Source organism: Streptomyces sp. NPDC001606, assembly GCF_053596835.1.
Map to the genome: position 1 here is coordinate 1 of NZ_JBSFHC010000009.1, position 26,449 is coordinate 26,449.

26 protein-coding genes are annotated in these 26,449 nt (G+C 72.3%); 11 read left to right on the forward strand and 15 right to left on the reverse strand.

Translation table 11 applies throughout. The annotated features are described in order from the left end of the window. Together ACWCV9_RS17955 and ACWCV9_RS17960 are read left to right on the forward strand one after the other, a co-directional pair. Positions 1-97 (forward strand): aggregation-promoting factor C-terminal-like domain-containing protein (locus ACWCV9_RS17955; RefSeq protein WP_450788068.1); only part of this gene is annotated, 97 nt, incomplete at its 5' end. Between the two features lie 124 nt (positions 98-221). Then, positions 222-923: a YoaK family protein gene (locus ACWCV9_RS17960; protein ID WP_450787709.1), complete on the forward strand. Its 702-nt coding sequence runs from the start codon at positions 222-224 to the stop codon at positions 921-923. 13 nt (positions 924-936) lie between these two features. On the opposite strand, the gene ACWCV9_RS17965 is transcribed toward ACWCV9_RS17960, so the two are convergent. Beyond that, on the reverse strand, positions 937-2,169 hold the full coding sequence (locus tag ACWCV9_RS17965; protein WP_450787711.1) for a cytochrome P450: 1,233 nt from the start codon (positions 2,167-2,169) through the stop codon (positions 937-939). Positions 2,170-2,388: 219 nt separating this feature from the next. Between ACWCV9_RS17965 and ACWCV9_RS17970 the strand changes: the two genes are divergently transcribed. Then, positions 2,389-3,558, forward strand: coding sequence for a steroid 3-ketoacyl-CoA thiolase (locus ACWCV9_RS17970; RefSeq protein WP_450787712.1), 1,170 nt, complete (start codon positions 2,389-2,391; stop codon positions 3,556-3,558). A 37-nt stretch (positions 3,559-3,595) separates the two neighbouring features. Here the strand turns inward: ACWCV9_RS17970 and ACWCV9_RS17975 are convergent, their stop codons facing one another. Further along, a complete protein-coding gene (locus tag ACWCV9_RS17975; protein ID WP_450787714.1) occupies positions 3,596-3,817 on the reverse strand; it encodes a hypothetical protein in 222 nt (73 codons plus the stop codon). 401 nt (positions 3,818-4,218) lie between these two features. Between ACWCV9_RS17975 and proP the strand changes: the two genes are divergently transcribed. After that, entirely contained in the window at positions 4,219-5,613 is a 1,395-nt protein-coding gene (gene proP, locus ACWCV9_RS17980) for a glycine betaine/L-proline transporter ProP (protein WP_450787716.1), read from the forward strand. An 85-nt stretch (positions 5,614-5,698) separates the two neighbouring features. On the opposite strand, the gene ACWCV9_RS17985 is transcribed toward proP, so the two are convergent. The 11 genes from ACWCV9_RS17985 to ACWCV9_RS18035 form a co-directional block, all read right to left on the reverse strand. Continuing rightward, a complete protein-coding gene (locus ACWCV9_RS17985) occupies positions 5,699-6,718 on the reverse strand; it encodes a hypothetical protein (RefSeq protein ID WP_450787718.1) in 1,020 nt (339 codons plus the stop codon). Positions 6,719-6,723: 5 nt separating this feature from the next. Then, entirely contained in the window at positions 6,724-7,563 is an 840-nt protein-coding gene (gene ddaH, locus ACWCV9_RS17990) for a dimethylargininase (protein ID WP_450787719.1), read from the reverse strand. After that, positions 7,560-8,273, reverse strand: coding sequence for a 4'-phosphopantetheinyl transferase family protein (locus tag ACWCV9_RS17995; RefSeq protein WP_450787720.1), 714 nt, complete (start codon positions 8,271-8,273; stop codon positions 7,560-7,562). Before ACWCV9_RS17995 ends, ddaH begins: the two co-directional genes overlap by 4 nt. A 50-nt stretch (positions 8,274-8,323) precedes the next feature. Next, complete coding sequence (fabG, locus tag ACWCV9_RS18000; RefSeq protein WP_450787722.1) at positions 8,324-9,040, reverse strand: 3-oxoacyl-ACP reductase FabG; 717 nt, start codon at positions 9,038-9,040, stop codon at positions 8,324-8,326. Positions 9,041-9,086: 46 nt separating this feature from the next. Further along, a complete protein-coding gene (locus ACWCV9_RS18005) occupies positions 9,087-12,953 on the reverse strand; it encodes a non-ribosomal peptide synthetase (RefSeq protein WP_450787724.1) in 3,867 nt (1,288 codons plus the stop codon). An 80-nt stretch (positions 12,954-13,033) separates the two neighbouring features. Next, positions 13,034-14,314 (reverse strand): aspartate aminotransferase family protein, encoded by a 1,281-nt coding sequence (locus tag ACWCV9_RS18010; protein ID WP_450787726.1) that lies wholly within the window; start codon positions 14,312-14,314, stop codon positions 13,034-13,036. Beyond that, positions 14,311-15,522 carry an ATP-grasp domain-containing protein gene (locus ACWCV9_RS18015; RefSeq protein WP_450787727.1) on the reverse strand — a complete coding sequence of 404 codons (1,212 nt, stop codon included), beginning with the start codon at positions 15,520-15,522 and terminating at the stop codon, positions 14,311-14,313. Before ACWCV9_RS18015 ends, ACWCV9_RS18010 begins: the two co-directional genes overlap by 4 nt. 34 nt (positions 15,523-15,556) lie before the next feature. After that, positions 15,557-16,963 (reverse strand): MATE family efflux transporter, encoded by a 1,407-nt coding sequence (locus tag ACWCV9_RS18020; protein ID WP_450787729.1) that lies wholly within the window; start codon positions 16,961-16,963, stop codon positions 15,557-15,559. A gap of 28 nt (positions 16,964-16,991) precedes the next feature. Then, on the reverse strand, positions 16,992-17,243 hold the full coding sequence (locus tag ACWCV9_RS18025) for a hypothetical protein (RefSeq protein ID WP_450787731.1): 252 nt from the start codon (positions 17,241-17,243) through the stop codon (positions 16,992-16,994). 44 nt (positions 17,244-17,287) lie between these two features. After that, entirely contained in the window at positions 17,288-18,376 is a 1,089-nt protein-coding gene (locus ACWCV9_RS18030) for an aminoacyl--tRNA ligase-related protein (RefSeq protein ID WP_450787733.1), read from the reverse strand. A gap of 11 nt (positions 18,377-18,387) precedes the next feature. Next, positions 18,388-19,158 (reverse strand): 2OG-Fe dioxygenase family protein, encoded by a 771-nt coding sequence (locus ACWCV9_RS18035; protein WP_450787735.1) that lies wholly within the window; start codon positions 19,156-19,158, stop codon positions 18,388-18,390. A 350-nt stretch (positions 19,159-19,508) separates the two neighbouring features. On the opposite strand from ACWCV9_RS18035, the gene ACWCV9_RS18040 reads away from it, so the two are divergent. From ACWCV9_RS18040 to ACWCV9_RS18065, 6 genes are all read left to right on the forward strand, one after another. Further along, positions 19,509-19,757, forward strand: coding sequence for an acyl carrier protein (locus ACWCV9_RS18040; protein WP_450787737.1), 249 nt, complete (start codon positions 19,509-19,511; stop codon positions 19,755-19,757). Positions 19,758-19,804: 47 nt separating this feature from the next. Next, positions 19,805-20,695: a hypothetical protein gene (locus ACWCV9_RS18045; RefSeq protein WP_450787739.1), complete on the forward strand. Its 891-nt coding sequence runs from the start codon at positions 19,805-19,807 to the stop codon at positions 20,693-20,695. Beyond that, entirely contained in the window at positions 20,692-21,909 is a 1,218-nt protein-coding gene (locus tag ACWCV9_RS18050; protein WP_450787740.1) for a beta-ketoacyl synthase N-terminal-like domain-containing protein, read from the forward strand. Before ACWCV9_RS18045 ends, ACWCV9_RS18050 begins: the two co-directional genes overlap by 4 nt. Continuing rightward, on the forward strand, positions 21,906-22,712 hold the full coding sequence (locus ACWCV9_RS18055) for an enoyl-CoA hydratase/isomerase family protein (RefSeq protein ID WP_450787742.1): 807 nt from the start codon (positions 21,906-21,908) through the stop codon (positions 22,710-22,712). The genes ACWCV9_RS18050 and ACWCV9_RS18055 overlap by 4 nt, the downstream gene beginning before the upstream one ends. A gap of 68 nt (positions 22,713-22,780) precedes the next feature. Beyond that, positions 22,781-23,950 carry a DUF2330 domain-containing protein gene (locus tag ACWCV9_RS18060; RefSeq protein ID WP_450787744.1) on the forward strand — a complete coding sequence of 390 codons (1,170 nt, stop codon included), beginning with the start codon at positions 22,781-22,783 and terminating at the stop codon, positions 23,948-23,950. Positions 23,951-24,032: 82 nt separating this feature from the next. Continuing rightward, the gene (locus tag ACWCV9_RS18065; RefSeq protein WP_385845222.1) at positions 24,033-24,704 is read left to right on the forward strand and encodes an O-methyltransferase; all 672 of its coding nucleotides are present in this window, start codon (positions 24,033-24,035) and stop codon (positions 24,702-24,704) included. 13 nt (positions 24,705-24,717) lie between these two features. Here ACWCV9_RS18065 and ACWCV9_RS18070 read toward each other — a convergent pair whose 3' ends face one another. Further along, positions 24,718-25,110 carry a hypothetical protein gene (locus ACWCV9_RS18070; protein WP_385845223.1) on the reverse strand — a complete coding sequence of 131 codons (393 nt, stop codon included), beginning with the start codon at positions 25,108-25,110 and terminating at the stop codon, positions 24,718-24,720. A 104-nt stretch (positions 25,111-25,214) separates the two neighbouring features. Between ACWCV9_RS18070 and ACWCV9_RS18075 the strand changes: the two genes are divergently transcribed. Then, positions 25,215-25,646 carry a DnaJ family domain-containing protein gene (locus ACWCV9_RS18075; RefSeq protein ID WP_450787747.1) on the forward strand — a complete coding sequence of 144 codons (432 nt, stop codon included), beginning with the start codon at positions 25,215-25,217 and terminating at the stop codon, positions 25,644-25,646. On the opposite strand, the gene ACWCV9_RS18080 is transcribed toward ACWCV9_RS18075, so the two are convergent. After that, a complete protein-coding gene (locus tag ACWCV9_RS18080) occupies positions 25,635-26,447 on the reverse strand; it encodes a hypothetical protein (RefSeq protein ID WP_450787748.1) in 813 nt (270 codons plus the stop codon). The two genes, ACWCV9_RS18075 and ACWCV9_RS18080, sit on opposite strands and share 12 nt — an antisense overlap. Between the last annotated feature and the right edge of the window lie 2 nt (positions 26,448-26,449).

Consider the following 26,449-nt stretch of genomic DNA (forward strand, 5'->3'; position numbering starts at 1 on the left):
CGCCACCCAGATCAAGTGGGGCCTGGACTACATGAACTCCCGCTACGGCAGCCCGGTCAAGGCCTGGTCCTTCTGGCAGGCCAACGGCTGGTACTGAGCCGTTCCCCGCGCGTCGACCGCGCCGATGTGAGCCACCGCACCCCCGCCCCTCCCGGGCGGGGGTGCGCGTGTATGCCCGCGCGTTCCCCGTCCCGCGCCGCCACGCGTGGTGGAGTGGAGCGGTGACGAGGACGCCCGCACCGCAGGAACCGCCGAAGGCCCCGGACCGGGAGGCGCGTGGAGTGCGCCTGGTGGCCGTGCTGCTGACGCTGACCGTGGTGAGCGGGCTGATCGACGCGGTCAGCTATCTGGGGCTGGGCCGGGTCTTCACCGCCAACATGACCGGCAACGTGGTCGTCCTGGGCTTCGCGGCCGCCGGGGCGCCGGGCTTCTCGGTGCCCCACACGGCCGCGTCGCTCGGCTGCTTCCTGACCGGCGCGGTGACGGGCGGCCGGGTGGCGGCCCGCTTCGCCGCGGTGTCGCGCAGAAGGTGGGCCCGGCTGGCGCTGGCGGCGGAGGCCGTGCTGGTGGGCGGGTCGGCGGCGGTGGCCTTCGTCCGGCCGGGCACGGTCGGCACGACGTACGCGCTCATCGCGCTGACCGCCCTGGCGATGGGCCTGCGCAACGCCACCGTCCGCAAACTGGGCGTCGCCGACCTGACCACCACGGTCCTGACCATGACCCTGACCGGCCTCGCCGCCGAGTCCCCGCTCGGCGACGCCACCGGCCACCGCTCCCGGCGCCGTACCGCCTCCGCGGCCGCCATGTTCGCCGGCGCCTGCCTGGGCGGCTGGCTGGTCCTGCACCACGGGCTTGCGCTCCCCCTGCTGATCGCGGCCCTCACCGCCGCGGCCCTGGCGGCGCTGGCCTCCGGCCGGGAGTGAGGGACGGACCGGGTCAGACCCGCACCATCAGCTCCTTCACCCCGTTGATCCAGGACGAGCGCAGCCGCCGGGGGGCCTCGGTCAGGGTCAGGGTGGGCATCGCGTCGGCGACGGCGTTGAAGATCAGGTCGATCTCCAGGACGGCCAGTGACTTACCCAGGCAGTAGTGCGGGCCGCCCCCGCCGAAGCCGAGGTGGGGGTTGGGATCGCGGGTGATGTCGAAGGCGTCGGGGTCGGTGAAGACCTCGGGGTCGTGGTTGGCGGAGGCGTAGAAGAGGCCGACCCGGTCGCCCTGGGCGATCCGGACCCCGCCCAGCTCGGTGTCCTGGGTGGCGGTCCGCTGGAAGGCGTTGACCGGGGTCGCCCAGCGCACGATCTCCTCGGCGGTGGTCGACGGGCGCTCGCGGCGGAACAGCTCCCACTGGTCGGGGTGGGTGAGGAAGGCGTGCATGCCGTGCGTGATGGCGTTGCGGGTGGTCTCGTTGCCCGCCACCGCCAGCATCAGCACGAAGAAGCCGAACTCGTCGGAGTTCAGGTTGCCCTCGTCCTCGGCCGCGACGAGCGTGCTGACGATGTCCTGCGCCGGGCACTGCTTGCGCGCCGCGGCCATGGCCATCGCGTAGGCGATGATCTCGGCGGCCGACCGCGCGCCGACCTCCTGGGTGATGGCGTACTCGGGGTCGTCGTAGGCGATCATCCTGTTCGACCAGTCGAAGATCCGGGACCGGTCCTGCTGGGGCACCCCGATCAGCTCGGCGATGGCCTGGAGCGGCAGTTCGCAGGCGACCTCGGTGACGAAGTCGAAGGGGCCGGTGCGGGCGCGGGCCGCCGCCACGATCGCCTCCGCGCGGGCGCGCAGCCGCCCCTCCAGGGCCCGGATCGAGCGTGGCGTGAAGCCGCGCTGCACGATCTGGCGCACGCGCGTATGTTCCGGGGGATCCATGTTGAGCAGGATGAGCCGCTGGGCGTCGATCGTCTCGCGCCGGATGTGCGCGTCGAACCGGATGACCGCGGTGTTGAGGGAGGAGGAGAAGAGTTCCGGGTGGGTGGAGACGTACTTGACGTCCGCGTGCCGGGTGACGGCCCAGTAGCCCGCGTCCGCGAAGCCGGCGACCTTGCCGGCCTGCGGGATCCAGCGGACCGGTTCGCTGCGGCGCAGCTCGGCGAACTCCGGCAGGGGCACGCGGTGGTGCAGCAGATCGGGGTCGGTGAAGTCGAACCCGTCGGGCAGCGCTGGACAGGGCATCGGCGGCTCCAGCCATCTGACGGTCCATCAGCGAGTGGGGCGAACGTAGTAACGGGTTCTACAACTGACAAGGGGTACGACAGCCCCAATCCGCCGCCCACGCACCCGTAATCCGCTGCAAGACTCTTGCGGTGATGCACGTCACGTCAGCAGACTGCACAACAGAACTAGAACGCGTACTAGTTCGGAGGAGAGCCCTCTCGGAGAGGACCCGCACCCATGGCCGCCGAACCCGTGATCGTCGAAGCCGTACGGACCCCGATCGGCAAGCGCGGCGGCGCGCTCGCCAATCTGCACCCCGCCTACCTCCTGGGCGAGACCTACCGGGAACTCCTCGGCCGCACCGGCATCCCCGCCGACGCGGTCGAACAGATCGTCGGCGGCACGGTCACCCACGCCGGCGAGCAGTCCATGAACCCCGCGCGCACCGCCTGGCTGGCCATGGGCCTGCCCTACGAGACGGCCGCGACGACGGTCGACTGCCAGTGCGGCTCCTCCCAGCAGGCCTCGCACCTGGTCGCCACCATGGTCGCGACCGGGGTGATCGACGTAGGGATCAGCTGTGGCGTGGAGGCCATGTCCCGGGTGCCGCTGGGCTCGGGGTCGAAGCACGGCCCCGGCAAGCCCTTCCCGGACGAGTGGAACGTGGACCTGCCCAACCAGTTCGAGGCGGCCGAGCGCATCGCCCGCCGCCGGGGGCTGACCCGCGAGGACGCGGACGCACTGGGCCTGCGCTCGCAGGAGCGGGCCGCCGTCGCCTGGTCCGAGGAGCGCTTCAAGCGGGAGACCTTCGCCGTGCAGGTGCCCACCACCGAGGAGGAGCAGCACGCCGGGCAGGGCATGTGGCGGCTCGTCGACAAGGACGAGGGGCTGCGCGACACCTCCATGGCGGCGCTGGCGGGCCTGAAGCCGGTGATGCCGACGGCGATCCACACGGCCGGGAACTCCTCCCAGATCTCGGACGGCGCGGCCGCGATCATGTGGGCGTCGAAGCGGATGGCGCGGGCGCTGAAACTGCGGCCCCGGGCCCGGATCGTGGCCCAGGCCCTGGTCGGCGCGGACCCCCACTTCCATCTGGACGGACCGGTGGATGCGACCCGCGCGGTGCTGGGCAAGGCGGGCATGTCCCTGAAGGACATCGACCTGGTCGAGATCAACGAGGCCTTCGCGTCCGTGGTCCTCAGCTGGGCCAGGGTCTTCGAGCAGGACCTGGACAAGGTCAACGTCAACGGCGGCGCGATCGCCCTGGGACACCCGGTCGGCGCGACGGGCGCCCGGCTGATCACCACCGCCCTGCACGAACTGGAGCGCACCGACAAGGAGTTCGCCCTCATCACCATGTGCGCGGGTGGCGCGCTGGCGACCGGGACGATCATCCAGCGGCTGTAGCCTCACGGCCGGCAAAGCGGCGCCGCACGTCGGCAGCTCAGCACCCCGCCCGGCGCAGGACGCCGTGCGGGCCGACCCAGGTCTCCAGGTCGGTGAGGCGTTCGCCGCTCGGGGCGGTCAGGGCGCGGGCCATCCGGCGGGCGGCGAGGAGGGCCACCACGGCCCACAGGGCGAGCCGGGCGGCGTGCAGTCCGGCACCCGGCGCGCCGCCGAAGGCGTCCCCGGGCCGCCCGCTGCGGTGCACGTTCGCGTTCGCCACGTCTCGCCGGCCTCCCGCCCCGTTCATCCGCGGCACCCTGTACGCCGGGGGGTTCCGCCGCGCACCCCATGAGGCGCGCCAGCCCCGGGAGGGAGGCCCGGGATACCCTCCGTTTCGCTTGACGTTCCTCCCTCTTTTGTCCGGAAAGACCATAATCTGTCCGGCCTCCGGACGCCCGCCGGGACGCGAGAAGGATCACAGTGAGCGCTCGGACCGGCACGGAGCGAGCGGCCGGAAACGCCTGGGTGCGGCGCATTAAATTGCACCATGCACTTATTTGCATACGCCACGTAAGGGCCCCGAGTCGCCCTATGGTCGATTCAGTGTTCTTCGGTCCCGGGCGTCACCGCCGCCGCCCGGACCGCGTCCCTGTCCCCGTCGAAAGGCAGGCGAGCCCCGTTTTGGCCAGCGCCACAGCCGTCATCCCGCAGACCCGGCCGGTCGTACCGGCCCGCGACCGTGACCGCGACCTCACCGTCACCGACCCCGCGCTCGTCCGGCGTGCCGTGAAGGCGGCCGCGCTCGGCAACGCGATGGAGTGGTTCGACTTCGGTGTCTACAGCTACATCGCGGTCACCCTGGGCAAGGTCTTCTTCCCGTCCGGCAACCCGACCACGCAGCTGCTGTCGACCTTCGGCGCCTTCGCGGCGGCCTTCCTGGTCCGCCCGCTCGGCGGCATGGTCTTCGGCCCGCTGGGCGACCGGGTGGGCCGGCAGAAGGTGCTCGCGCTCACGATGATCATGATGGCGGCGGGCACGTTCGCGATCGGCCTGATCCCGTCGTACGGGGCGATCGGCGTGGGGGCGCCGCTGCTCCTGCTGGCCGCCCGGCTGGTGCAGGGCTTCTCCACCGGCGGTGAGTACGCGGGCGCCTCGACCTTCATCGCCGAGTACGCCCCCGACAAGCGGCGCGGCTTCCTCGGCAGCTGGCTGGAGTTCGGCACGCTGGCCGGGTACATCGGCGGCGCGGGCCTGGTCACCCTGATGACGGCCCTGCTGTCCACGGACCAGCTGCTGGCCTGGGGCTGGCGGATCCCGTTCCTGATCGCGGGCCCGATGGGTCTGATCGGCCTCTACCTGCGGATGCGGCTGGAGGAGACCCCGGCGTTCGCGGCCGAGGTGGAGAAGGCGGAGGCGGCCCGGCCGAAGGTGCCGCTGCGCGAGATGGTGGCGGGCCAGTGGAAGGCGCTGCTGCTGTGCATGGGCCTGGTGCTGGTCTTCAACGTCACCGACTACATGCTGCTGTCGTACATGCCGAGCTATCTGACGAGCGAGCTGAAGTACGACGAGACGCACGGGCTGCTGGTCGTGTTGGGCGTGATGGCCCTGATGATGATCGTCCAGCCGTTCGCGGGGGCGCTCACCGACCGGGTGGGCCGCCGCCCGGTGATCGCGGCCGGCTGCGCGGGCTTCCTGTTCCTGTCGGTTCCGGCCCTGCTGCTGATCCGCCAGGGCAGCCTGCTCGCCGTCGCGCTGGGCATGGGCGCGCTGGGCCTGCTCCTGGTCTGCTTCACGGCGGCCATGCCGGCCGCGCTGCCCGCCCTCTTCCCGACCCGGGTGCGCTACGGCTCCCTGTCCATCGGCTTCAACGTGTCCGTGTCGCTGTTCGGCGGGACGACTCCGCTGGTGGTGACCGCGCTGATCGGCGCGACGGGCAACATGATGATGCCCGCGTACTACATGATGGCCGCGGCCGTGGTGGGCGGTTTCGCGGTCTGGCGGATGGCGGAGTCGGCGGGCCGCCCGCTCCCGGGTTCGGCGCCGTCGGTGGAGGGCCGCCCGGCCCCGGGCTGCTAGCGCCTTTCTTCCGGATCAGGTCGGCTGCGGGGCGCGTCGTGCGGGCACGGCCGCGCCCCTACCCGGACGGCAACGGCGCGCGGGGCTACGGAGCGGACGCCACCGAATCCCACAGGTTCACCGTGGCATCGTCCAGCTGGTCGAACCGCTGCGCGATCCGCTTCCGCACCGACGCCGCCGCCGTCGCCTCGTACCGCAGCGCCAGCACACCCATCGCCTCCCAGTGCCGCATCGCCTCCTCATGGAGTGCGAGGCTCCGCTCCGACGCCCCGGCCGCCCGCAGCGAACGCGCCATCAGCTTCAGGCTCGGCACCGCGTAGAGGACGGAGGCATGGTGGAACAGCCGGCGCGCGCCGAAAGCGGCACGCTCGGGCGGCCCGTCGAAACACTCCTCGCACAGCGCCTGGTAGCGGCGGACCGCGCCCCGGAACCGCTCCTCCGCGAAGAACCGCTCCGCCTGCCGGACCAGCGCACCGCTCAGCTCCGCCCCGTCCGGCCCGCGCCGTTCCCCGGCGGGGACCGCGTCCCCCTCGGACCCTGCGGAGCCGTCCGACACGGCGTAGAAGAAGCCCATCGCGTCATGCGCGTCGCTCTTGATCCGGTCGCCCGCCGACCGGACCAGGTCGTCGAAGGTCACCAGGGCCCGGCAGCCGAACGGCTGGGGGCCGACCACGAGGCAGTCGCGCACCTCGGCATGGCCGTGGTCGGCGGCGAGGCCCTGCACCACGACCGCGTGCAGATAAGGGCTGCTGTCCCGGTAGATGTCGGCGTAGCCGAGGTGGGCCGTGTTGACCCAGACGATGACCGCCCGGTGCCGCGCCAGCAGCGCCTCCAGTTGCGGACCGGGTGCGTCGAAGTCGATGGCCTCCTTGTGCACCGTGAACCCGGACCGGGTCATGCCGAGCGCCCCGGCCTCCTCGACCGGGAAGATGTACTCCGGGTACCCCGACTCGTCCAGGCCCGCCTGGAAGAGGTAACCGTCCCCCCGCTCGAAGACGGTCTGTTCGGGCACGGGACGGCCGGCGATCGTGGCGAGTATCGAGTAACTCCCGGTGAGACAGTTGACGGCGGCCTCGTCGTACCGCTCGACGATGTGGCTGTCCATCGGCGTCAGCCCCGCAGTTCCAGGGTGCAGCACTTGACGCTGCCACCGGCCTTGAGCAGTTCGGTCAGATCCACGCCGATCGGCTCGAAACCGCGCTCGGAGAGCCGCTCGGCGAGCCCGGTGGCCGCCCGGGGCAGCAGCACGTGCCTGCCGTCGGAGAGCATGTTCAGCCCGAACACCGCCGCGTCCTCGTCGGTCGCGAGGACGGCGTCCGGGAACATCTCCCGCAGCACCGCCTGGCTGCCCTCGCTGAACGCCTTCGGGTAGTAGGCCACCTCGTCCTCGGACAGCACCGCCAGCGCGGTGTCCAGGTGGTAGTACGACGGGTTCACCAACCGCAGGCTGGTGACGGGCAGCCCGAAGAACTCCTGCGCCTCGAAGTGCGAGCGCTGGTCGGTGCGGAAACCCGTACCGGCGAGCAGCCTGCGGCCGACCACCAGGTAGTCGCCCTCGCCCTCGTTGATGTGCTCCGGCCAGTACAGCTCGCCGAAGCCCTGCCGCTGGAACCACTCCAGGTACAGCGGGCCCTCGGCGGTGCGCTCGACGTGGCGGAAGCGGGCGCCGAACACCTTGCCGTCGACCACCGTCGCGCCGTTGGCCGCGAAGACCATGTCGGGCAGGCCCGGGGCCGGCTCTATCTCCAGCACGGTGTGCCCGAGGTCCCGGTAGAGATCGCGCAGCCCCTCCCACTGGCGGAGCGCGAGACCGCCGTCCACGGGCTTGCCCGGGTGCATCCACGGGTTGATGGAGTAGGTGACGTCGAAGTGGCGCGGGGGGCACATCAGAAACCGGCGCGGGGTCGCCGTCCGGGTCCGGTTGCCCGCCGGGGACTGGTTCGCAGTCATGCGTGTTGCTCTCCTGAATAGGCGAAACGAGAGGGAGTGAGGTCGCGGCCGCCGTCGAGGGCGGGTGTGGTGCGGGCGACGGCGGCGGCGATCAGGCGGCCGTCCGTGCTGCTCCAGTCGGCGAACCGCCAGCCGGCCGGTGTGCCGGACGCGGCGAGATCGGTGCCGCGCAGCGCGCCGAGCGTCGCCACGCCCACCTTCACCAGGGCCTCCTTGCGCACCCACAGCCGCAGGAAGGAGCGTGCGGGATCGGAGTCGGCGTGCACCGCGGCGAGTTCGGCCGGGGCCAGCACCCGGGCCGCCACCCGCGGGGAGAACACCGCGTCCGCGGCGTCCTCGACGTCCACGCCGACCGGGCCCGGGCCCGCGGCGGCGGCGACCGCGCCCCGGGCGTGGGAGAGGCTGACGCCCACCTCGGGCCACTCGCGCAGGAAGGGCCGGCCGTGGTCCTCGCCCCCGCAGTCGGCGCAGGACTGGCGCAGTGTCAGATCGGCGGGATCCACCCCGAGCAGACGCGCCGCGCACAGCCGTACCAGCACATGCGCGGCGAGGTAGTCGGCGCGGCGCTCCCCCGCCGGCAGCCGGGCGGCGCGGTCCCGCTCGTACGGGGCGAGCGCGACGGTGTCCAGCAGCGGCAGGACGTCCGCGGTGGCCCGTACCAGGGCGAGCGGCGTGGCCGGGCTCGGGGCGCGCGGCGGCCGGGTGGACACTGCCTGTTCCTCCTGAAGGTGGGTGGGTCCGGGCGGTTCGAACGGGCCGGTCAGTGGCCCATGCCGATCCCGCCGTCGACGCGCAGCACGGTGCCGGTGACATAGCCGGCGTCCTCGCCGGTGAGATAGCCGACCGCCGCGGCGATCTCGCCGGGGTCGGCCATCCGGCGCATCGGCACGGTCGCCAGCAGGCTCTGCCGCCTCTCCGCGGGCAGGGCGGCCACCATGTCGGTGTCCGTGTAGCCGGGGGCGACGACGTTGACGGTGATGCCGTGGCCGGCCACCTCCAGCGCCAGCGACCGGGCGAAGCCGATCAACCCGGCCTTGGAAGCGGCGTAGTTGGTCTGGCCGACCGCGCCGGACAGCGCGACGGTGGACGACATCAGCACGATCCGGCCCCAGCGGGCCCGCATCATCCCCCGCAGCACCGGCCTGATCCCGTGGAACGCGCCGAGCAGGTTGGTGTGCAGCGGCGCCTCGAAGTCCTCGGCGGTCATGGTGGCGAACGGCCGGTCCCGGGTGATGCCCGCGTTGTGGACGAGCACCTCCACCGGCCCGAGTTCGGTCCTGACCCGGGCGCATGCCTCGGTCACCGCCTCCGCGTCGGTGACGTCGCAGCGTACGCCGAACAGCCCGGCGGGCGGCTCGCCGGTGCGGTGGCTGACGGCGACGCGGTCACCGCGGGCGGCCAGGTGCCGGGCGACGGCCAGGCCGATCCCGCGGTTCCCGCCGAGAACGAGTGCGGTGCGGGCAGTGGTGGTGGGCATGGGTGCGAGCCCTTCTCCGTTTCGTGTCCGGTCGTACCGGGGGCCTTCACCGCTCGGCGGCGGTGTGGTCGAGCGTGTCCAGCGCCTTGGCCACCAGGTCGCCGATCTCCCGGGCGGGGCGGGCGTTCATCATCTCCATGTGGGTGCAGGCGATCCGGTGCTCCAGCACCCGCCCGTCGACGTACGGCAGCCACGGCTCGGCGAAGGACGGGGGCCGCCCGGGTTCCTGGGCGGCGACGAAGAACAGCACGTCGCCGCGGTAGCGCTCGGGACGGAACTGGTCGCGCACCCGGATCAGGTTCTCCACCACCGCGAGCAACCGCTTTTCGTCCGGTACGACCTGGCGTACGGCGGCCGTCTCGGCCTCGATCAGCTCCCAGACGTCCTCCGGGGTGTGCTCGTCACCGGTGACCATCACGGTGTCCAGCATCGCGACCAGCTCGACCGTCTCCCCCTCGGCCTGGAGCCGGGCGGCCAGCGAGTGGGCGACCAGGCCGCCGAAGGACCAGCCGAGCAGCCGGTACGGGCCGTGCGGGCGGACGGCCCGGATCTGGCCCAGATAGTCGTCGAGCAGCTCCGCATAGCTTCCGGCCATCTCGTCGGCCGCGGTGATGCCGCGGGCCTGGAGGGCGTAGACCGGCTGCGCGGGGTCCAGCCTGCGCATCAGTGCGGCGTAGCTCCAGCTGAGCCCGAACCCGGGATGGACGCAGAACAGCGGGGGGCGGTCGCCCTTGGTGCGCAGGGGCAGCAGCACCGCGAAGTCGTCGGCCGGGGCGGGCCGCGGGGCGGGTGCGGCGGGGTCCGGGCGCAGCCGCTGGGCAAGGCCCTGCACGGTCGGCGTCTCGAACAGGTCGCGCACGGTCAGTTCGGCGCCCAGCCGCGCGCGGATCCGGCGGACCAGCCGGATCCCCAGCAGCGAGTGTCCGCCGAGGTCGAAGAAGCTGTCGGTGGCCGACACCCGGGGCAGGCCGAGCGCCTCGGCGAACAGTTCGGCGAGGGCGGTCTCGTCCGGGGTGCGGGGCGGCCGCCCGGCGTGGGTGCCGAAGCCGGGATCGGGCAGCCGGCCGCGGTCCAGCTTGCCGGCGGGCGACAGCGGCAGCGCGTCGAGCGGGACGACGGCGGCCGGGACCATGTACTCGGGCAGCCGCCGGGCGACTGCGGCGCGCAGCCGGTCCGGGTCCGGTGTGCCGCCCGGGGCGGGGGTGACGTAACCGACCAGCCGGCGTTCGCCCCGGCGGTCCTCGTGCACGACGACGACGGCCTGGGCCACCTCGGGCTGCTCCCCGAGGACCGTCTCCACCTCGCTCAACTCGACCCGGAAACCGCGCAGTTTGACCTGGTCGTCGGCGCGTCCGACGTACGCGAGCTGTCCGTCCGGGCGGCGCAGCACGATGTCGCCGGAGCGGTACATACGGGCTCCGGGCTCCCCGTGGGGGTCGGGGACGAACCGTTCCTCGGTGAGGTCCGGCCGGTGCAGATAGCCGCGGCTGACGCCGGCGCCGGCGATGTACAGCTCGCCGGGTACGCCCACGGGCAGGGGCCGCATCCGGTCGTCGAGGACGTACAGCCGGGTGTTGCGCAGCGGGCGGCCGATCGGCGGCGTCCGCTCCTCCGTCCCGTCCGCCCGGGTGGCGGACGCGCTGGCGTACACGGTCGTCTCGGTGGGGCCGTACGCGTTGACCAGCCGGGCGCCGGGTACGGCCGCCCGCAGCCGGGCGGCGACCTGCGGGGACAGCGCCTCGCCCGCGAGGACGAGGTGGTCGGCGCGCAACTCGGGGGCGCCGTCGGCGATCAGCCGGTCCAGCACCGAGGGCACGCCGCTGACGAGTGTGCCCTGCCAGCCGCCGCGTTCGCCGATCTCCAGCAGGTCGCGGACGACCTCGATGCTGCCGCCGTTGAGCAGCGGCGCGAGGATCTCGAACACGGAGACGTCGAAGCTGAGGGAGGTCGCGGCGAGCACCCGTCCGAGCCCGTCGCCGAAGGCGTCGGCCGCCCAGGCGACGAGGTTGGCGATGTTGCGGTGGGTGACCGCCACGCCCTTGGGCCGGCCGGTGGAGCCGGAGGTGTAGATGACATAGGCGGTGTCGTCGGCGGTCACCGCGGACGCGAACGCGTCCTCGCCGGGCTCCTCCGGGCCCTCCGTCGGCCGCGGGTCGTCCAGCAGCAGGACGGGGGGTGCGCCGGGACCGGCCGGAAGGCTGCCGACGGCGGAGGTCTCGCTGATCACCAGGACGGGGGCGGCGTCCTCCAGCATGAACGCCAGCCGCCGGCGGGGGTAGACCGGGTCGAGCGGCACATAGGCGGCTCCGGCGCGCAGTACGGCGAGCAGGGCGACGACGGTGGCCGTGGAGCGGCCGGTCGCCAGGCCCACGAAGTCGCCCTCGCGGACGCCGCGCGCCCGCAGCGTCCGGGCCAGCCGGGCGGAGCGCAGGTCGAGGTCGCGGTAACTGAGCCGGTCTTGGCCGCAGACGACGGCGGTGGCGTCGCCGCGCCGGGCGGCCTGCCGGGCGAACAGGGCCGGGACGGTGTCGTCGGTGAGGTCGGCCGTGGTGTCGTTCCAGCGGTACAGGACGTTGTGCCGCCCCTCCTCGTCCATCAGGTCGACGTCGGCGAGGGGGGTGCCGGGGTCGGCGCAGACGCCGGCGAGCAGGTGTGCCAGGTGGTCGGCGAGGGCGCGGACGGCGCTCGCGTCGAAGCGTTCGGTGTCGTACTCGACGTAGAAGCCGATGTCGTCCCCCGACTCCACGAAGGTGATCATCAGCTCGAACGCCGCGGTGGCGTTGGCGATCGGCAGCGACTCCACGCGCAGCCCGGCCGCCGGCTCGGCCGCGGGGCCGGTGCGGACGTGGTTGAGTGCGAGCTGGAAGACCGGCTGACGGCCCGCGGACCGGGGCGGGTTGACGGCCTGGACCAGCTCGTGGAAGGCCACGCCCTGCTGGCGCAGCGCCTGGAAGGTACGGCCCTGCACCTGGCGCAGCAGCGGCGGGAAGTCCTGGCCGGCGTCGAACGTCACGCGCAGCGGCATGGTGTTGACGGTCAGCGCGACCAGTCCCTCGGAGCCCGGTTCCAGCCGGGTGGACACCGGAACGCCGAGTACCAGGTCGCGCTCGCCGGTGTAGCGGCCGAACAGGGCGAAGGCGCCGGAGGCCAGGACGGAGAAGAGGCTCGCGCGGTGTTCGGCGGCGAGTGCGCGCAGCCGGGCCGCCACCTCTCCCGTCAGATCCTGGCGGTGGGTGGCCGCGTGCCGCAGGGTGGTGCCGCCGAGCCGGGCCATCGGCAGGTCCAGGGTGGCGGGGGCGCCGTCGAGTGCGGCGCGCCAGTACTCCAGGGCGCGGTCCCGGCGCCGGTCGGAGGCGCTGAGGACGCGGGCGGTGACATGGTCGGCGTAGCCGAGGGCGGGCGGCGGCAGCGGATTCCCACGTCCCTGGGCGCAGGCGGCGTACAGCGGCGGGAACTCACGGGCGAGTACGTCGAGGGAGTCGCCGTCGGCGATGCTGTGGTGGGCCACGAGCAGCAGGACGTGCCGCCGCTCGCCGAGCCGGAACAGGGTGGCCCGCAGCAGCGGCGCCCGGTCCAGCCGGAACGGCCGGTCCTGGGCGTCGGTGAAACACCGTTCGAGGACGGCGTTCTCGTCTTCCGGTGTGCCGAGGTCGACCTCCTCGAAGGGCACGGTGACCGCGGCCGCGATGGTCTGCCGCGGCTCGCCCTCGTGCTCGGTGATGCTCACCCGCAACGCCTCGTGCCGCTCGGTCAGCGCGCGCAGCGCGCCCTCGACGGCGGCCCGGTCCAGCGGCCCGGTGAGTCGCAGCGCCAGCGCCAGACTGTGCGTACCCGGCCTGCCGTGCGCCGCCTCGGCGAACAGCACGCTCTCTTGGGTGGGGAGGAGGGGAAGGTTGCTGACCTCAGTGTTCATGTCCAGTCCCGTCGGCAGGGGGCGGGCGGTCCGGCGTCCGGGCAGCCCGGACGGAGCCCGGACCGCCCGGAGCGCGAGCCCTAGGCGGAGGTCACCCGCGGGGTGTTCGGATCGGTGGCGAGGAGGGCGACGGCCTGGGCCGCGAAGTCCTCCAGGGTGTCGTCCGGCGTCACGGCGGAGATGTACATCGGCTCCTCGATGTCCGGCGCGAGGTGGTAGCCGTTCTTCCGGATGCCCGCGTACAGCGTGGTGTACGGCGAGTGCGCCTGGGCCGCGACATCCGCCTTGCGGCGCACGGGGCTGCTGCGCGGGACGAAGATGAACGCGAAGATGCTGCCGACGCGCACGAAGTGGAAGTCGAGGCCGTGTTCGGCCCGGTGGCGCTCCACCGCGGCCTCCAGCAGCGCGCCCTTGCGCTCCAGCTCCTCGTAGAAACCGGGCTCCGCCAGCACGTCGAGGGTGGCCAGGCCGGCCGCCATGGTCAGCGGGTTGCCGGCCAGGGTGCCGCCCTGGAGCACCCGCTCCTCGTCCAGCAGCCGCATGATGTCACGGCGGCCGCCGAAGGCGCCGACCGGCGTGCCGCCGCCGATGATCTTGCCGAAGGCGGTGAGGTCGGGGGTGACCCCGAGCAGGTTGGAGGCCGGGCCGTAGGTGAGCCGGAAGCCGGTGATGACCTCGTCGAAGATCAGCACCGCGCCCTCGCGGTCGCAGATGCGGCGCAGGTCGGCGAGGAAGCCGTCCTCGGGCAGCACCAGGGACATGTTGCAGGCGATCGGCTCCACCACGACGGCGGCGATCTCGCCGGGGTGCTCGGCGAAGGCGCGCTCGACGCTCGCGGTGTCGTTGTACTCGGCGTAGACGTTGGACCGCATCGCGGCCGGGTCGAGACCGGCGTCGCGCATCCGGGACTCGTCCTTGTTCTGCACCAGGTCGAAGTGGCCGTGGTAGCCGCCGTTGAAGCGCAGCACCCCGGTGCGGCCGGTGTGGGCGCGGGCCAGCCGGAGCGTGGACATCACGGCCTCGGTGCCGCTGCACACGAAACGCAGCTGCTCCAGGTGGCCGGCGGTCGCGGTGATGCGTTCGGCCAGCTCGATCTCCTGCACGCAGTACGTGCCGAACAGGGAGCCGTTCGCGGCCTGGCGGGCGATGGCGGAGCTGACGGCCTGCGGTGCGTGACCGAGGATCAGCGGCCCGAAGCCGTACATGAAGTCGACGTAACGGGTGCCGTCGATGTCGTGCAGGTACTGTCCGTGGGCCTCGGCGACGACCAGCGGCTCGGTCTCCACGTTGCGGCAGGCGCGCAGCGGCGAGCTGGCACCGATCGGGATGGTGTGCAGGGCTCGCTTGATTTCCGGCCTCATGAGGACTTTTCCGTTTCGGTCTCGATGGTGCAGTCGGTCATCAGGACGTCCAGCAGCGCCTCGGCCTCTTCCCGGGTGTCCCGGGCGAAGTAGGCGGTCAGGACCGTCTCGAAGTTGAGCGGCGGGGCGAGCACGAACTGGCCGTCCGGGCGGTGCAGGTGCACGGTGGTGACGTCGTTCTCACGGCAGACCTCGACCGCGCGGGCGGTGTTCTTGAGGAAGCCGCTGCGCTCGATGGGGGCGTCGTACTCCAGGGCCACGCGGTGGTGCAGCGGCTTGGGGTCGAGGGTCTCCCGGCCCAGCCGGTGCAGCAGGTCGTAGGCGTCGAGCCCGGTGCAGATGCTCAGCTGCTGGTAGGTGGTGGTGCCGCCGCCGCACAGACGGGGGGCGAGTTCGAGGATGCGCAGCCGGCCCTGGCCGTCGAACCGGAACTCGGCGTGGAAGGGCGAGTCGTCCAGGCCGACGCCCGGGATCACGTCCGCCAGCAGGGCGGCGAAGTCCCGGCCCAGCTCCGGGTCGAACGGCTCGGTCAGATAGGCCACTTCGTGGAAGAGCGGGCCGACCAGGGGCGGCAGCTTGCGGTGCACCTGGAGCGGGATGATCCGGCCGTCGCTGACCATGCCGTCGATGGCGTACTCGTTGCCGTCGAGGTACTCCTCGGCGAGCATCCGGGACTGGCCGTTGCCCTCCCGCAGCACGGTGCAGACACGCTTGGTCTGGAGGAACGCCTTCGGGAACTCCTCCGGGGTCTCGGCCTTCACCACGCCCGCGCTGTAGAAGCCGTTGGACGGCTTGACCACGACGGGGAAGGACAGTTCCGCGGTGACGGCGGCGAGCGCCTGGGGCGCCTTGGCCGACGGGTCGAGTTCGATGTGGCGGGTGATGTGGTCGCGGACCGCGGGGTGCGCCTTGAACCGGGTCTTGTCGGCGAGGCAGAGGAGGGTGTCGATGTCCCGGGTCGGCATGCCCAGTTCGCCGCGGATCAGCTCCAGCTGGATCTGGTAGCTGTCGTGGAAGGAGATCACGTCGTCGAGGCCGGTGAGGTCGACGGCGGCGCGCGCGGCGTCGACGACGGTGCGCCGCCAGTTGTCGCGGTCGTCCGCGGCGAGCTGGGGCGGGGCGAAGAAGCGCACGGTGTAGCCGCGCTGTTCGGCGTAGTCGAGGTAGTCGCGGCAGTCTTCCTCGCGACCGAGGAGGAGTACGTTCACGGAAAAGGGCCACACTCTCTGTCTGGTGGGCGGGTCAGGCGGTCTGCTGGGCCGGGTCGGCGGTGTGGAGTCGGTTCTCCCCGCCCGCGACGGCGCGGCGCACGCGCCACAGGCAGATGGCCGCCATCGCCGCCTCGAAGCCGGAGAAGATCACCCACATGCCCGGCAGCATGTCCGCGTCACCGCGGTTGAGCAGGACGAACACGATGATCGTGGGGACACACAGCCCCCACATGAGGACGATCCGCGCCATGAATCCGAAGCGGGCGAGTCCGAGGCACTCGAGGACGCCGGAGCCGACCATGGAGAACATGAAGGCGGCGGAGTACGTCCACAGCACCCGTGAGGTCTGCACGGCGTGGCCGGTCACGTCGGGACCGGCTCCGTCGAGGCCGAAGGGGCTCAGCAGCAGGGTCGGGGTGACGATCTGGAGGACGGCGACGACGGCCACGTAGACGCCGGAGATCGTGAGGGTGACCCGCATCAGGTGCGGGATGTCACGGTGCCGTCCGGCGCCGACGGCCTTGCCGCACAGGATGTTGCAGCCCATGCCGAGGCCGATCAGCGGGATGACGGCGGCGTAGTTCAGGGCGAGTGCGACGTTGTTGGCGGCGAGCGCCACCGACCCGAGGACACCGGCCAGCCACACGAACGCCGTCTGCCCGAGTTCCTCCAGGCTGAGCGAGCCGCCCGCGGGGGCGCCGCGCCGCAGCCGCAGCCAGAGCACCCGGGCGGCCCGGCCGGCCCCTTGGCGCAGCAGCCGGCCGAAGCCCGCCGCGTAGCCGCGGGGCAGGCGGACGGCATAGCCGACGCACATGACAGACACGGCGCTGAGCGTGCCGAGCGCGGAGCCCCGCATGCCCAGCTCGGGCAGTCCGAAGCGGCCGAAGACCAGACCGATGGTCATCACGACGCCGACCGCCTGCCCGATGATGCCGACGACCATCGGCACCCGGGTCCGGCCCATCCCGTTGAAGTACGACGACAGCGCCATGTTGAGGGTCATGACGGAGCCGTAGAGGGTGGACAGGCCGAGGAACTGCCCCTCCAGCGCCTCGATGTGCGCGGGCTGGCCGCTCAGCCGCGGGACCAGGGTCAGCAGCGGGGTGGCGAGCAGCAGCAGGGCGGAGAGCGCCAGGGCGAGGACGAATCCGTTGGCGCCCTCGTCCAGCGCGGCCCGCTCGTCCCCGCGGCCGTGTGCCTGTGCCACGTACGAGCGGGTGATGCCGACCGCCCCCGTGGTCACCATGATCACCGTGGTGGCGGTGAAGACGGCGGGTCCGGACGCCTTGAGCGCGTCCTCCGAATAGCGGGCCAGACAGATCCGGTCGACCAGCATCAGCACCAGGTTGCCGACCATGCCGAACATCAGCGGCACCGAGACGCGTACGACCTCGCGCACCGCCCCCAGGTCGAGCAGCCGCGTCCGGGCGGTGCTCATCGCCTGTCACCGCCGCCGGACGCAGCGGTCACAGGTCGACCCCTGATTCCACGAGCAGTTCGTGGACGCTCTTGAGCAGCGCATCGCGGCCGGACAGGTCGAAGGGCAGCACATCGCCGACGTCGAGCATCGCGTCGAGCCGCTCCTCCAGGCCGACCAGGAAGCGCATCTGGTCGAGCGAGCTGATGATGATCTGCGACGGTTCCGCGTCGGCCGGTACGTCCCGGGCCTGGGCGAGCTGCTCCAGCAGGTCGTCGACGACCTTCTTCAGGTCTTCCATGGAACTCGTTTCCTCTATGAGTCGGGTTTCGGTGGGCCGGCGGGTCAGGCCGGGGTACCGAGCAGGCCGTACGACAGCAGGGCGTAGGTGAGCCGGTCCAGGCCGATTCCGGCGCAGCAGGTGGCGTCGGCGCCGAGGCCGCGCAGTGCGAAGGCGTCGGCGAACACCTCGCCGTGCGCGTTGACGCTGGCCACGGAGAGTTCGCCGGTGCCGAGCGGGACCCGCACCTCGAACTTGCTCTTGTTGAGCAGCTGGGCCTCGCGGGTCATGGTCGGCGCGTCTCCGAAGAAGGCGTCGGAGGCGCTGACCACGCGGTGCGGCACGCCGAGTTCGGCGAAGAACTCCGTGAACGCCTTCAGCATGCGCGCGAAGTCGTCCGCGACCTCCTCGGCGCTGCCCATCCTGACGAGTTCGAACATCCGGAACTCGCCCAGCCGGGTCGGGCTGTGGTTGTGCGACTCGTGCCGGAAGACCGGTCCCTCGATGCCGAACAGCCCGGTGCCGTAGCGGTCTTTCAGCTCGGCCGCGTTGGCGTAGACGTGGTAACAGGTCACCGGGGTGAGGACGGTCTCGGCCGGCTGGTAGAAGGAGTCCCGGGCCGCTGTCTGGCCGGGCCGCAGCTGGGCGACGGTGACCCCGTCCCAGTAGTGGTCGCGGATCCGGGCGACCGCGTTCACCAGGTTCGGGAACTTCTGGTAGTAGCCGGCCCGGACGAGTACCTCGCGGGCGAGCTGCGCCGGTCCCGCGAGCAGCGGTGCGCCGAACGGCTCGGCGAGCCGCTCCCGGCACAGCCGGCGCACCCGGTCCATCGCCGCGGTCCACTCCGGGCCCTGGAGGTAGGCGCCCCGGGCGACGGCGATCCGGTGGTCCTCGGGCACCGTGCAGGTCAGTCCGGGGCGGCCGGGGTGCTCGGCGACGACGGTGACCGGGACCTCGCGGTGGCCGCGCAGGAAGTGGCGGACCATCTCACCGAGTTCCGGCTCGGTCACCCCGGCCGTGACCACGACCTCGACACCCTTGTCCAGCGGTGTCACGGTGACGTCGTCGCCGTAGTGGAACGCGAGTGCCTTGCGCAGTTCGTCGGCGGCCTCGGCACCCACCGGGCGCTCATGGCGGTAACGCACGCCGTTCATGTGCCGCTCCCTCAGATGCGGTGACGCATGGGCACCCAGTCGGCCAGCAGGATGGCCCGCTCGCCGGGCCGGTCGGCCGCGCCCTTGCGGATGGGGCCGACGTAGTGGCTGACGAGGTGGTCGGTGATGGCGTACGCCTCCAGGGGGCGCTCCATCTGGAACTCGGCGAGGCGGTCGGCGGGCGGCACGTCCTCGGGCTGCTTGCCCCGGTACTCGGGGGTGGCGACCAGGTTGGCGCCGCCCTCGGCGTTGTCCCGGTAGATCAGGTGGGCGAACACGTAGGGCTCGCCGTCCTGGTGCAGCTCGTTCGGGGAGGAGACGGCTTCCCGGCCGTCCTCCTCGATGTGCAGCTTGATCAGGTGGACGCCGACGTAGAGCGGCCAGACGGCGTCGTCCTCGCTCCACCGGGTCTGGGAGAAGTCGAACTGGATGATGTCCAGCAGCAGCTTGTTGTTGCAGATCTCGTCGCTGATGGCCGGCAGATTCCGGGTGACGTTCACGTATTCCGGGTTGTTGTCACCCTGGTAGTAGCCGTTCATGCCCTCCCGGGCCTGGCTTTCCGTGGCCGGCATCCAGAAGAATTCCCGGGACCACGGAAGAAAGACGCCCCGGGCATAACGGCGGTATCGGCCCGAGCCGACCGCGTAAGGGTCTTCCGGAAGGTCTTCGTAGGCGGCCCGGAGCGCCTGATAGTCGCCGTCCGTCTCATCGATCCCGAATTCGGTGCCGAGATTCCAGCGATCCCAACCCTGACGCGAGAGAGTCGAAGGGTTTGCAGACATGACGAAATGCCCCCCGTTTCGAATGTCACCAACAAGCACCAGAATTTAGTGCCGAGCGATACACACCTGCAACGTGACGTGAGTCACCAAAAGTTCCACCAGTCGGACCAGTTGGCCGAAAAAAGACCCTGCATCACGGGCCTGAGCAGCCATTTTTACAGAACTTCTCGCGGCCGATGTGGCTTGTTTCCGTCAAGGCCAACTTTTCGACCGCATCGCATCACATACAATCCGGCGCGCTTTACATCATCCCGAAGAGCGCAAAGTTCGCCCGACGTTCATTGACAAGCAGCTCGGCGCCTGGTTAGTGTCCGTAACCGTCAAGCGTCACTTTAAAAAATGGGGGAAAGATGTCGGACAACGTCATCGACGGCCGTATTTCCGAGGTGCTGAGGCAGATCGCGGAACTCCCGGAATCCTTTGAAATCACGGCCGATCAGGATCTCAAGGCCGACCTGAACATCGATTCCCTCAAGCTGATCGATGTCGTCGTCCAGGTGGAGGCGGTCCTGGACATCGAACTCGGCGACGAGTTCTCCCGCGAGCTGGTCACGGTGGGGGACCTCCAGCGGCATGTGAGCGAGCAGGTCAGCGGCTGACCGACCGCTCCTCCCCGCCCACCCGAGCATCGCCATGGAGAGTTGTGTTGTTTGAGTTCTCCCTGGGCCCGGTCACGCTGTGCGCGCCAGGCCCGACGAACGGCACGGACGACAGCGAGGGCCTGCCGCCCGACTGGCAGGAGGTGATCGGCACCGCCGGCGACCAGTTCCGCGACGCGTTCACCCGGACCTGCCTCTATCTCGTCCTCAGCGCGCAGGACACCACCGGAGCGCGCCCGGACGGCGGCACCCGCGGCGACGACACCGTGGTGATCGGCACGGAGTACGGCAACACCGCGGCTCTGGCCCGGCTCCAGCGGCACGCCGCGGAGAAGGGCAGGCTGCTGTCCGCCCAGTACTTCCCCAACGCCACCTCCAGTTCCGCGTCGGCGTTCGTCAACCTCCGCATCGGCGCGACCGGGCGCAACATGACGATCAACGCGGGCGTGCTCACCCCGGTCCTCGCCCTGTGGCAGGTGCTGTCCACCCTGGAGCAGGGGCGGTCCGAGGTCGGCCGGCTCCTCGTCGGTGACGTCTACGCGCCGGAGGCGGTCGCCGACGCCGGGCTCGACACTCCCGGCGTACCCTGCCGGGACGGTGTCGCCCACGCGTTCCTGCGCACCGGCACCCAGCTCACCGCCGAGTTCGGCTTCGGTGCCGCCGCAACACCGCGGCCGGGTCCGATGCGTACCGTCTGCAAGGCCGTCCCACGGCAGGCCGGCGGCGACGCGGCACCGGTCGCCTTCGCGGAACGCAACAGCGCCTTCGCCACCCGCGCGTTCCTGGACCTCGTGCACACCCTGGAACCCGATGAGCGGGCCGTCCTCGAATGCCACGCCCCGGACGGCCGGTACGCCACGGTGACCGTGACCCGGCAACACGCGGACCACGAAGACCGCACGGACAGCACGGACAGCACGGACGAGGGGGCCCAGTGAACCGGAACGCGGCAAGGACGGACCGGGCGGCAGCGAGCAGGGTCTTCATCACCGGGCTCGGCATCATCTCGCCGGCCGGCGCCGGCGTCGCGCCGTTCTGGGACGACGTGTGCGCGGGCCGCAGCCGCTTCGTGGAACTGCCCCCGCTCTACGCCGGCATGAAGCCCGGCATCCTCGGCGGCCGGGTGCCGAGGGCGGCCCGTGAGACCGCCCTCGCCGAGGTGGACGCGGTCACCCGGGAGCGCCCGCGCGACGCCTCCCTGTTCGCGGAGTTCGCCGCGCTGGAGGCGCTGCGGGACGCCGGACTGGCCCCCGGGGACGCGGCGCTGCGCGACGCCGTCGTCTGTGTCGGCAGCAGCGACGGCCAGGCCGGGGCACTGGAGGATCTGGTCGCCGGGCGCCGCGGCCTCGCCGAGACCGGCGGTTTCGCCAGCTACTCCATCGCCCAGGGCGTGGCCCGCACCGTGGGCGCCGCGGGCCCCGCCTATCTGCTCCAGAGCACCTGCGCCTCCGCGAACGTGGCGCTTTCCTGCGCCCTGGAGATGCTGCGCGCGGGCGTCGCCGACACGGCGGTCGTCGGTGGCTGCGACCCCTACTCGGAGAAGAACATCATCGGGTTCAACACCCTCCAGGCCATCGGCCCCACCCCGTGCAGGCCCTTCACCAGGAGCCGGCGCTATGTGACGCCGTCGGAGGGCGCCGGCATGTTCGTGCTCCAGACCGAGCGCGCCCTGCGCCCGGACGCCACCCCCTACGCCGAGGTGCTGGCCACCGCCGTCAGCAACGACGCGAGCCACCCCACCGCACCCGACCGCGAGGGCGTCGCCGCCTGCCACCGCAGGTCGCTGGAGGAGGCCGGGCTGAAGGCCGACGACATCGACGTGATCTTCGCGCACGGCACCGGCAGCCGGGCCAACGACACCATCGAGGGCGGCATCTTCGCGGAGCAGTACCCACGGGCGGCGGTCACCGCGATCAAGAGCACCATCGGGCATCTGATGGGCGCGGCCGGCGCGGCCGGAGCCGTGGCGGCCTGTCTGGCGCTGCGGCACCGCCTGGTGCCACCGACCGCGGTCGACCCCGCCGACGTGGAGCTGGACCTCAACCTGGTCACCGGCGCCGCGCTGGCCATGCCGAACCTGCGGCACGTCCAGAACAACGCCTTCGGCTTCGGCGGCAACAACGCGATCAGCATCTTCCGGAGCGTGGCATGACGCTTCCGGCCTCCCTCACGGGCGAGCAGGCCGTACTCCGGCTGGAGGCGGACGGCCCGCTCGCCGTCCTCACCCTGCACAGTCCGCCGATGAACCTGTTCGACAGGGCGATGTGGGACGCGTGGGCGGACGCGCTGGCCTGGCTGACCGCCCATCCGCCGCGGGCGCTGTTGGTGCGGGCGCAGGGGCGGGTCGTGAGCGCGGGGGTCGACGTGCGCGTCTTCGCCGAGCTGGACGCGAAGGACGCCGAGGACTTCTGGCGGACCCGGCTCGGCCTCACCCGGGCGCTGGAGGCGCTGCCCTGCCCCACCGTGTTCGCCGCGCACTCGCTGACCCTCACCGCGGCCTTCGAACTGGCCCTGGCGTGCGATCTCCTGGTCGCCACCCCGCAGGCACGGTTCGGTCTGGTCGAGCGGAAGGTGGCGTTCACCCCGGCGATGGGCGGCACCCAGCGGCTGGCCGAGCGCGCCGGTCCGGGCCGGGCCCGCGAACTCGTCATGACCGGCGACCTGTACCGCGGGTCGGTGCTGGCCGACTGGGGCGTGGTCAACGCGCTCTTCCCGCCCGAGTCGTTCGACGCCGACGCGCGGAACTACGCGCTGCGTCTGGCCACCGGGCCCACCCGGGCGCACCGCGCCACCAAGGAGGTCGTACGCCGCCTGCTGGACGGCGGTGTCGCGGCGGCCGACGCCGCCCTGCCCGCGCTCGCCGCGGCGGTGGCCGACACCGACGACCACCGTCGTGCCGTCGCCGCGTTCCTGACGGACGGCCCCGAGCACACCACGGCATACGAGGGCCGCTGAACCCGGAACCGTCCGCGCGTGCGTACCGTCTGTAGCCCTGGCGACGATCAACAGGGGGGCGGCACTTCATGCGCGGACGACTCGTACGAGGACAGCGGGCCCATGCCGGGGCCGAGCGCAGAGCCCGTGTCCTCGCGGTCGTCCTCGCCCTGCTCGGCATCCAGCTCGGCTGGCTGATCTCACCCGCCTACGCGTGCGGGTGCGGCGCCATGGTGCCGGACCCGTCGACCCGGATCGCCGTCTCCAGCGAACAGTCCGTGCTCCGCTGGGACGGCCGGCAGGAACAGATCGTGATGCGGCTGACGGTGAACGGGGACGCACGGCACGCCGCCTGGATCATGCCCGTCCCGCACCGGGCCGAGGTCCGGCTCGGTGACGCGGCCCTCTTCGACCAGCTGTCGAAGGCCATCGCCCCCGTGCACCGCACCCGCTACCACTTCTGGCCGCAGACCGGCGACTGGCCCTTCGACAGCCCTCTGAACGGCGACGGCGCCCTGCCCGCACAAGCCGCCCCCGGGGTCGGCGTGGTCGACCGGCAGCGGCTCGGCCCCTTCGACGTGGCCCGCCTCACCGCCACCGACCCGGCCGGCCTCGCCGACTGGCTGCACCGCAACGGCTTCGGCTTCCCCGACCGGCTCCGCACCGCCCTGAAGCCGTACGTCGACCAGCACTGGGAGTACGTGGCGGTACGCCTCGCCCCGAAGAGCGAGGGCACCGCCCTGCGCGGCGCCCTGGACCCGCTGCGGCTCACCTTCGCCAGCGACCGGCCGATCTACCCGATGCGGCTGTCCCGGCTGGCCACCACCCCGCAGTCGCTCGGTCTGTATGTGCTGGCCGCGCACCGCATGGAGACCAGCGGCACCATCGGCGGCCCGACGCCCGAGGTGGTCTTCGCGGGCCGGCTGCGCACCGGCTCCGCCGACGCCCTGGGCAGGCTGGCCCGGGGAACGCCCTACCTGACCGCCCTGACCCAGTCCTTCCCCTACCCGGAGCAGATCACCGGCGACCACGAGCTGCGCCGGGCAGCCGCCGACACCCCGGTCCAGCAGGTGATCTACGACGACGAGCTGCGCCGGGTCGCCGGGATCCCGGCCTGGGTGCTGACCGCCGGCGGCGGCCTGCTGGCCGTCGTGGCGGTGGTCGCCCTGATCGTCGTACGACGCTCCCGGCGGCCGGTGATCCCGCCGCCGCCCGTGCAGGCGCCGCCGCCGGTCACCCCGCAGGCGCCCCTGGGCTGAGACGATGGGACCGCACCATGCGCAGCCACACAGCCACCACCGAACTCTCTTCCACCGGTCACTCGGGAAAGGCAGCAGGAGCATGAACGGGTCGCAGGTCTGGGACGACGTCGACGACTACTTCATCACCCGTCTCTCCCCGGACGACGAGGTGTTGCAGGCCGCGCTGCGGGAGAGCGAGGCGGCCGGGCTGCCGCCCATCGCCGTCACGGCCGCCCAGGGCAAACTGCTGCATCTGCTCGCCCAGGTGCAGGGCGCGCGCTGCATTCTGGAGATCGGCACGCTCGGCGGGTACAGCACCATCTGGATGGCCCGCGCCCTGCCCGAGGACGGCAGGCTGATCTCACTGGAGTACAGCGCCAAGCACGCCGAGGTGGCGACCCGGAACCTCGCCCGGGCCGGCCTGGACCGGATCACCGAGGTGCGGGTGGGCCCGGCCCTGGAGTCGCTGCCCAAGCTCGCGGACGAGAACCCGGCCCCCTTCGACCTGGTCTTCATCGACGCCGACAAGGTCAACAACCCGCACTACGTGGAGTGGGCGCTGCGGCTGACCCGGGCGGGCAGCCTGATCGTCCTGGACAACGTGGCGCGCGGCGGCCGGGTCGCCGACCCGGACAACACCGACCCGGACGTGGTCGGCACCCGGGCCGCCCTGGAGCTGATCGCCACCCATCCCCGGCTGACCGGCACGGCCATCCAGACCGTGGGCCACAAGGGCTACGACGGCTTCGCCCTGGCCCGGGTGCTGGGCTGAGCCCGGCCCGGTCTCACCCCTCGTGGTAGAAGCCGACGTTGACGCTGCGCGGCGCGGTGCGGTCCTGGACGATGATCTCGCCGGACGCCCCCCGCGGCAGCGCGACGCTGGTGCCGTAGGCCACCGTCTGCGCGTACTCCCCGACGACCAGCCGCACCTCGGAGGCCGGGTCGGCCTGGGAACCGCGCAGCCAGGTCAGCTGCCAGCCGCCGTCGGGGCCGCAGCGGAACTCCAGATGGACGCGGGAGACGAACAGCCAGTCCTCCGGGGTGACCAGCCGGCACACCGCCCCGTCCCGGCCGACCCGCAGCACGGCGTCCGGCTCGCTCGGCGCGTCGGCCATCGTCATACCGGCCGTGGCGCCCGTGTCGTCGCCGGACACGGTGGCCATGGTGAGTTCGAGCACGCGTTTTCCCCCTGAAACGTCCCTGAGCGGCGGGCGGTTCGCCGTTCGTACCCGCCGCCGCATGATAAAACGCCCGGCGGGGTGGCGTCCGGCACAATGGGTTCATGACCGAGCGAAAGCCACCGGGCGTGTCGTTCGAGACCTGGGTCGACAAGCAGATCCGGGACGCGCAGGCGCGCGGGGAGTTCGAGCATCTGGCCGGGGCGGGGGCGCCGCTGCCCGCCGAGGTCGACTCGACCTATGACGAACTGTGGTGGGTCAAACGCAAGATGGTCCGCGAGGGGCTGTCCGTGCTGCCGCCCGCGCTGGCGCTGCGCAAGGAGGCCGAGGACGCGCTCGCGGCGGCGTACGCGGCCCCCTCGGAGCGGATCGCGCGGAAGATCATCGAGGACGTGAACGTCAAGATCAAGGACATGATGTTCAAGCCTCCGCCCGGGCCGCCGCTCGGCAGGAAGCCGTACGACGTGGAGGAGGTCCTCCGCGAGCGCCGTCGCCGCAGAGGACCGTCCCCGTCGCCCGGGGCGTCAGAGGTGTAGCAGCCGTCCGGCCAGCTCCCGGTAGTCGCGCAGCGCGAGCCGCAGCTGCTCGGTGTCGTTCTCGGAGTCCTGCCAGGACATGCGCAGGGTACGGCGCCGGCGGCTGACGGCCTCGCCGAACTGCTGTGCGATGTCCTCCAGTGCCCGGTCGGCCTGCGCGACGGCCTCCCCGGGCTGCTCCACGAAACCCGCGGCCAGCTCCCGCAGGCGCTGCTCCCAGCGTTCGGTCTCCTCGTGCGGGAGCAGCGGGGCACCGGTGCCGGCGGGTGCGGGGCCGCCGCCCGGCCAGGCGTCCCGGTCCGGGGCCTCGGAGCTGCGGGCCTCCCGTCCGCTGGCCGGCTGCGCCGCGGGCGCGCCCAGCCCGTCCTCGGGCATCGCCCCCTCCTCGCCGCCGCTCGCCAGCTCCTCGGTCCCGGGCCGCAGCCCCTCTCCCCCGGACCACGCGTCCTCCCGGGACCCGGCAGGGCCCCGGTCGTCCCCGGTCAGCCCGTCCCTGCCGGGTCCGGCGGCGCCGGGCAGCCGGGAAGGCGGCTCGTCGGGAGCGGGTGCGGCCCCGCCGGGCGCCGACCGGGCGCCGGGCTCACCGGGTAGCCGCTCCTCCGGCCGCGCCGCCCGCGCCGCCCGCCGCCCCGGGGTCGCGTCCCCCGGGGCCCACTCGTCCCCGGTGTCCGCCCACTCGTTCCCGGTGTCCGCGTAGCGGTCCTGTCCGCTCGCCTCGACGCCGTTGCCGCCGCGGTCCTCGAAACGGTCCGAGCGGGGCTCGGCGAAGTCGTCCGGTGGCCTGTCCCTCCGGTCCGGCATGG

Coding starts and splice junctions, on each gene's coding strand:
- ACWCV9_RS17965 (WP_450787711.1), bottom strand. CDS start 2,169: ATGCCCTGTCCAGCGCTGCCCGACGGGTTCGACTTCACCGACCCCGAT.
- ACWCV9_RS17970 (WP_450787712.1), top strand. CDS start 2,389: ATGGCCGCCGAACCCGTGATCGTCGAAGCCGTACGGACCCCGATCGGC.
- ACWCV9_RS17985 (WP_450787718.1), bottom strand. CDS start 6,718: ATGGACAGCCACATCGTCGAGCGGTACGACGAGGCCGCCGTCAACTGT.
- ddaH (WP_450787719.1), bottom strand. CDS start 7,563: ATGACTGCGAACCAGTCCCCGGCGGGCAACCGGACCCGGACGGCGACC.
- fabG (WP_450787722.1), bottom strand. CDS start 9,040: ATGCCCACCACCACTGCCCGCACCGCACTCGTTCTCGGCGGGAACCGC.
- ACWCV9_RS18005 (WP_450787724.1), bottom strand. CDS start 12,953: ATGAACACTGAGGTCAGCAACCTTCCCCTCCTCCCCACCCAAGAGAGC.
- ACWCV9_RS18010 (WP_450787726.1), bottom strand. CDS start 14,314: ATGAGGCCGGAAATCAAGCGAGCCCTGCACACCATCCCGATCGGTGCC.
- ACWCV9_RS18020 (WP_450787729.1), bottom strand. CDS start 16,963: ATGAGCACCGCCCGGACGCGGCTGCTCGACCTGGGGGCGGTGCGCGAG.
- ACWCV9_RS18025 (WP_450787731.1), bottom strand. CDS start 17,243: ATGGAAGACCTGAAGAAGGTCGTCGACGACCTGCTGGAGCAGCTCGCC.
- ACWCV9_RS18030 (WP_450787733.1), bottom strand. CDS start 18,376: ATGAACGGCGTGCGTTACCGCCATGAGCGCCCGGTGGGTGCCGAGGCC.
- ACWCV9_RS18035 (WP_450787735.1), bottom strand. CDS start 19,158: ATGTCTGCAAACCCTTCGACTCTCTCGCGTCAGGGTTGGGATCGCTGG.
- ACWCV9_RS18040 (WP_450787737.1), top strand. CDS start 19,509: ATGTCGGACAACGTCATCGACGGCCGTATTTCCGAGGTGCTGAGGCAG.
- ACWCV9_RS18055 (WP_450787742.1), top strand. CDS start 21,906: ATGACGCTTCCGGCCTCCCTCACGGGCGAGCAGGCCGTACTCCGGCTG.
- ACWCV9_RS18060 (WP_450787744.1), top strand. CDS start 22,781: ATGCGCGGACGACTCGTACGAGGACAGCGGGCCCATGCCGGGGCCGAG.
- ACWCV9_RS18065 (WP_385845222.1), top strand. CDS start 24,033: ATGAACGGGTCGCAGGTCTGGGACGACGTCGACGACTACTTCATCACC.
- ACWCV9_RS18075 (WP_450787747.1), top strand. CDS start 25,215: ATGACCGAGCGAAAGCCACCGGGCGTGTCGTTCGAGACCTGGGTCGAC.
- ACWCV9_RS18080 (WP_450787748.1), bottom strand. CDS start 26,447: ATGCCGGACCGGAGGGACAGGCCACCGGACGACTTCGCCGAGCCCCGC.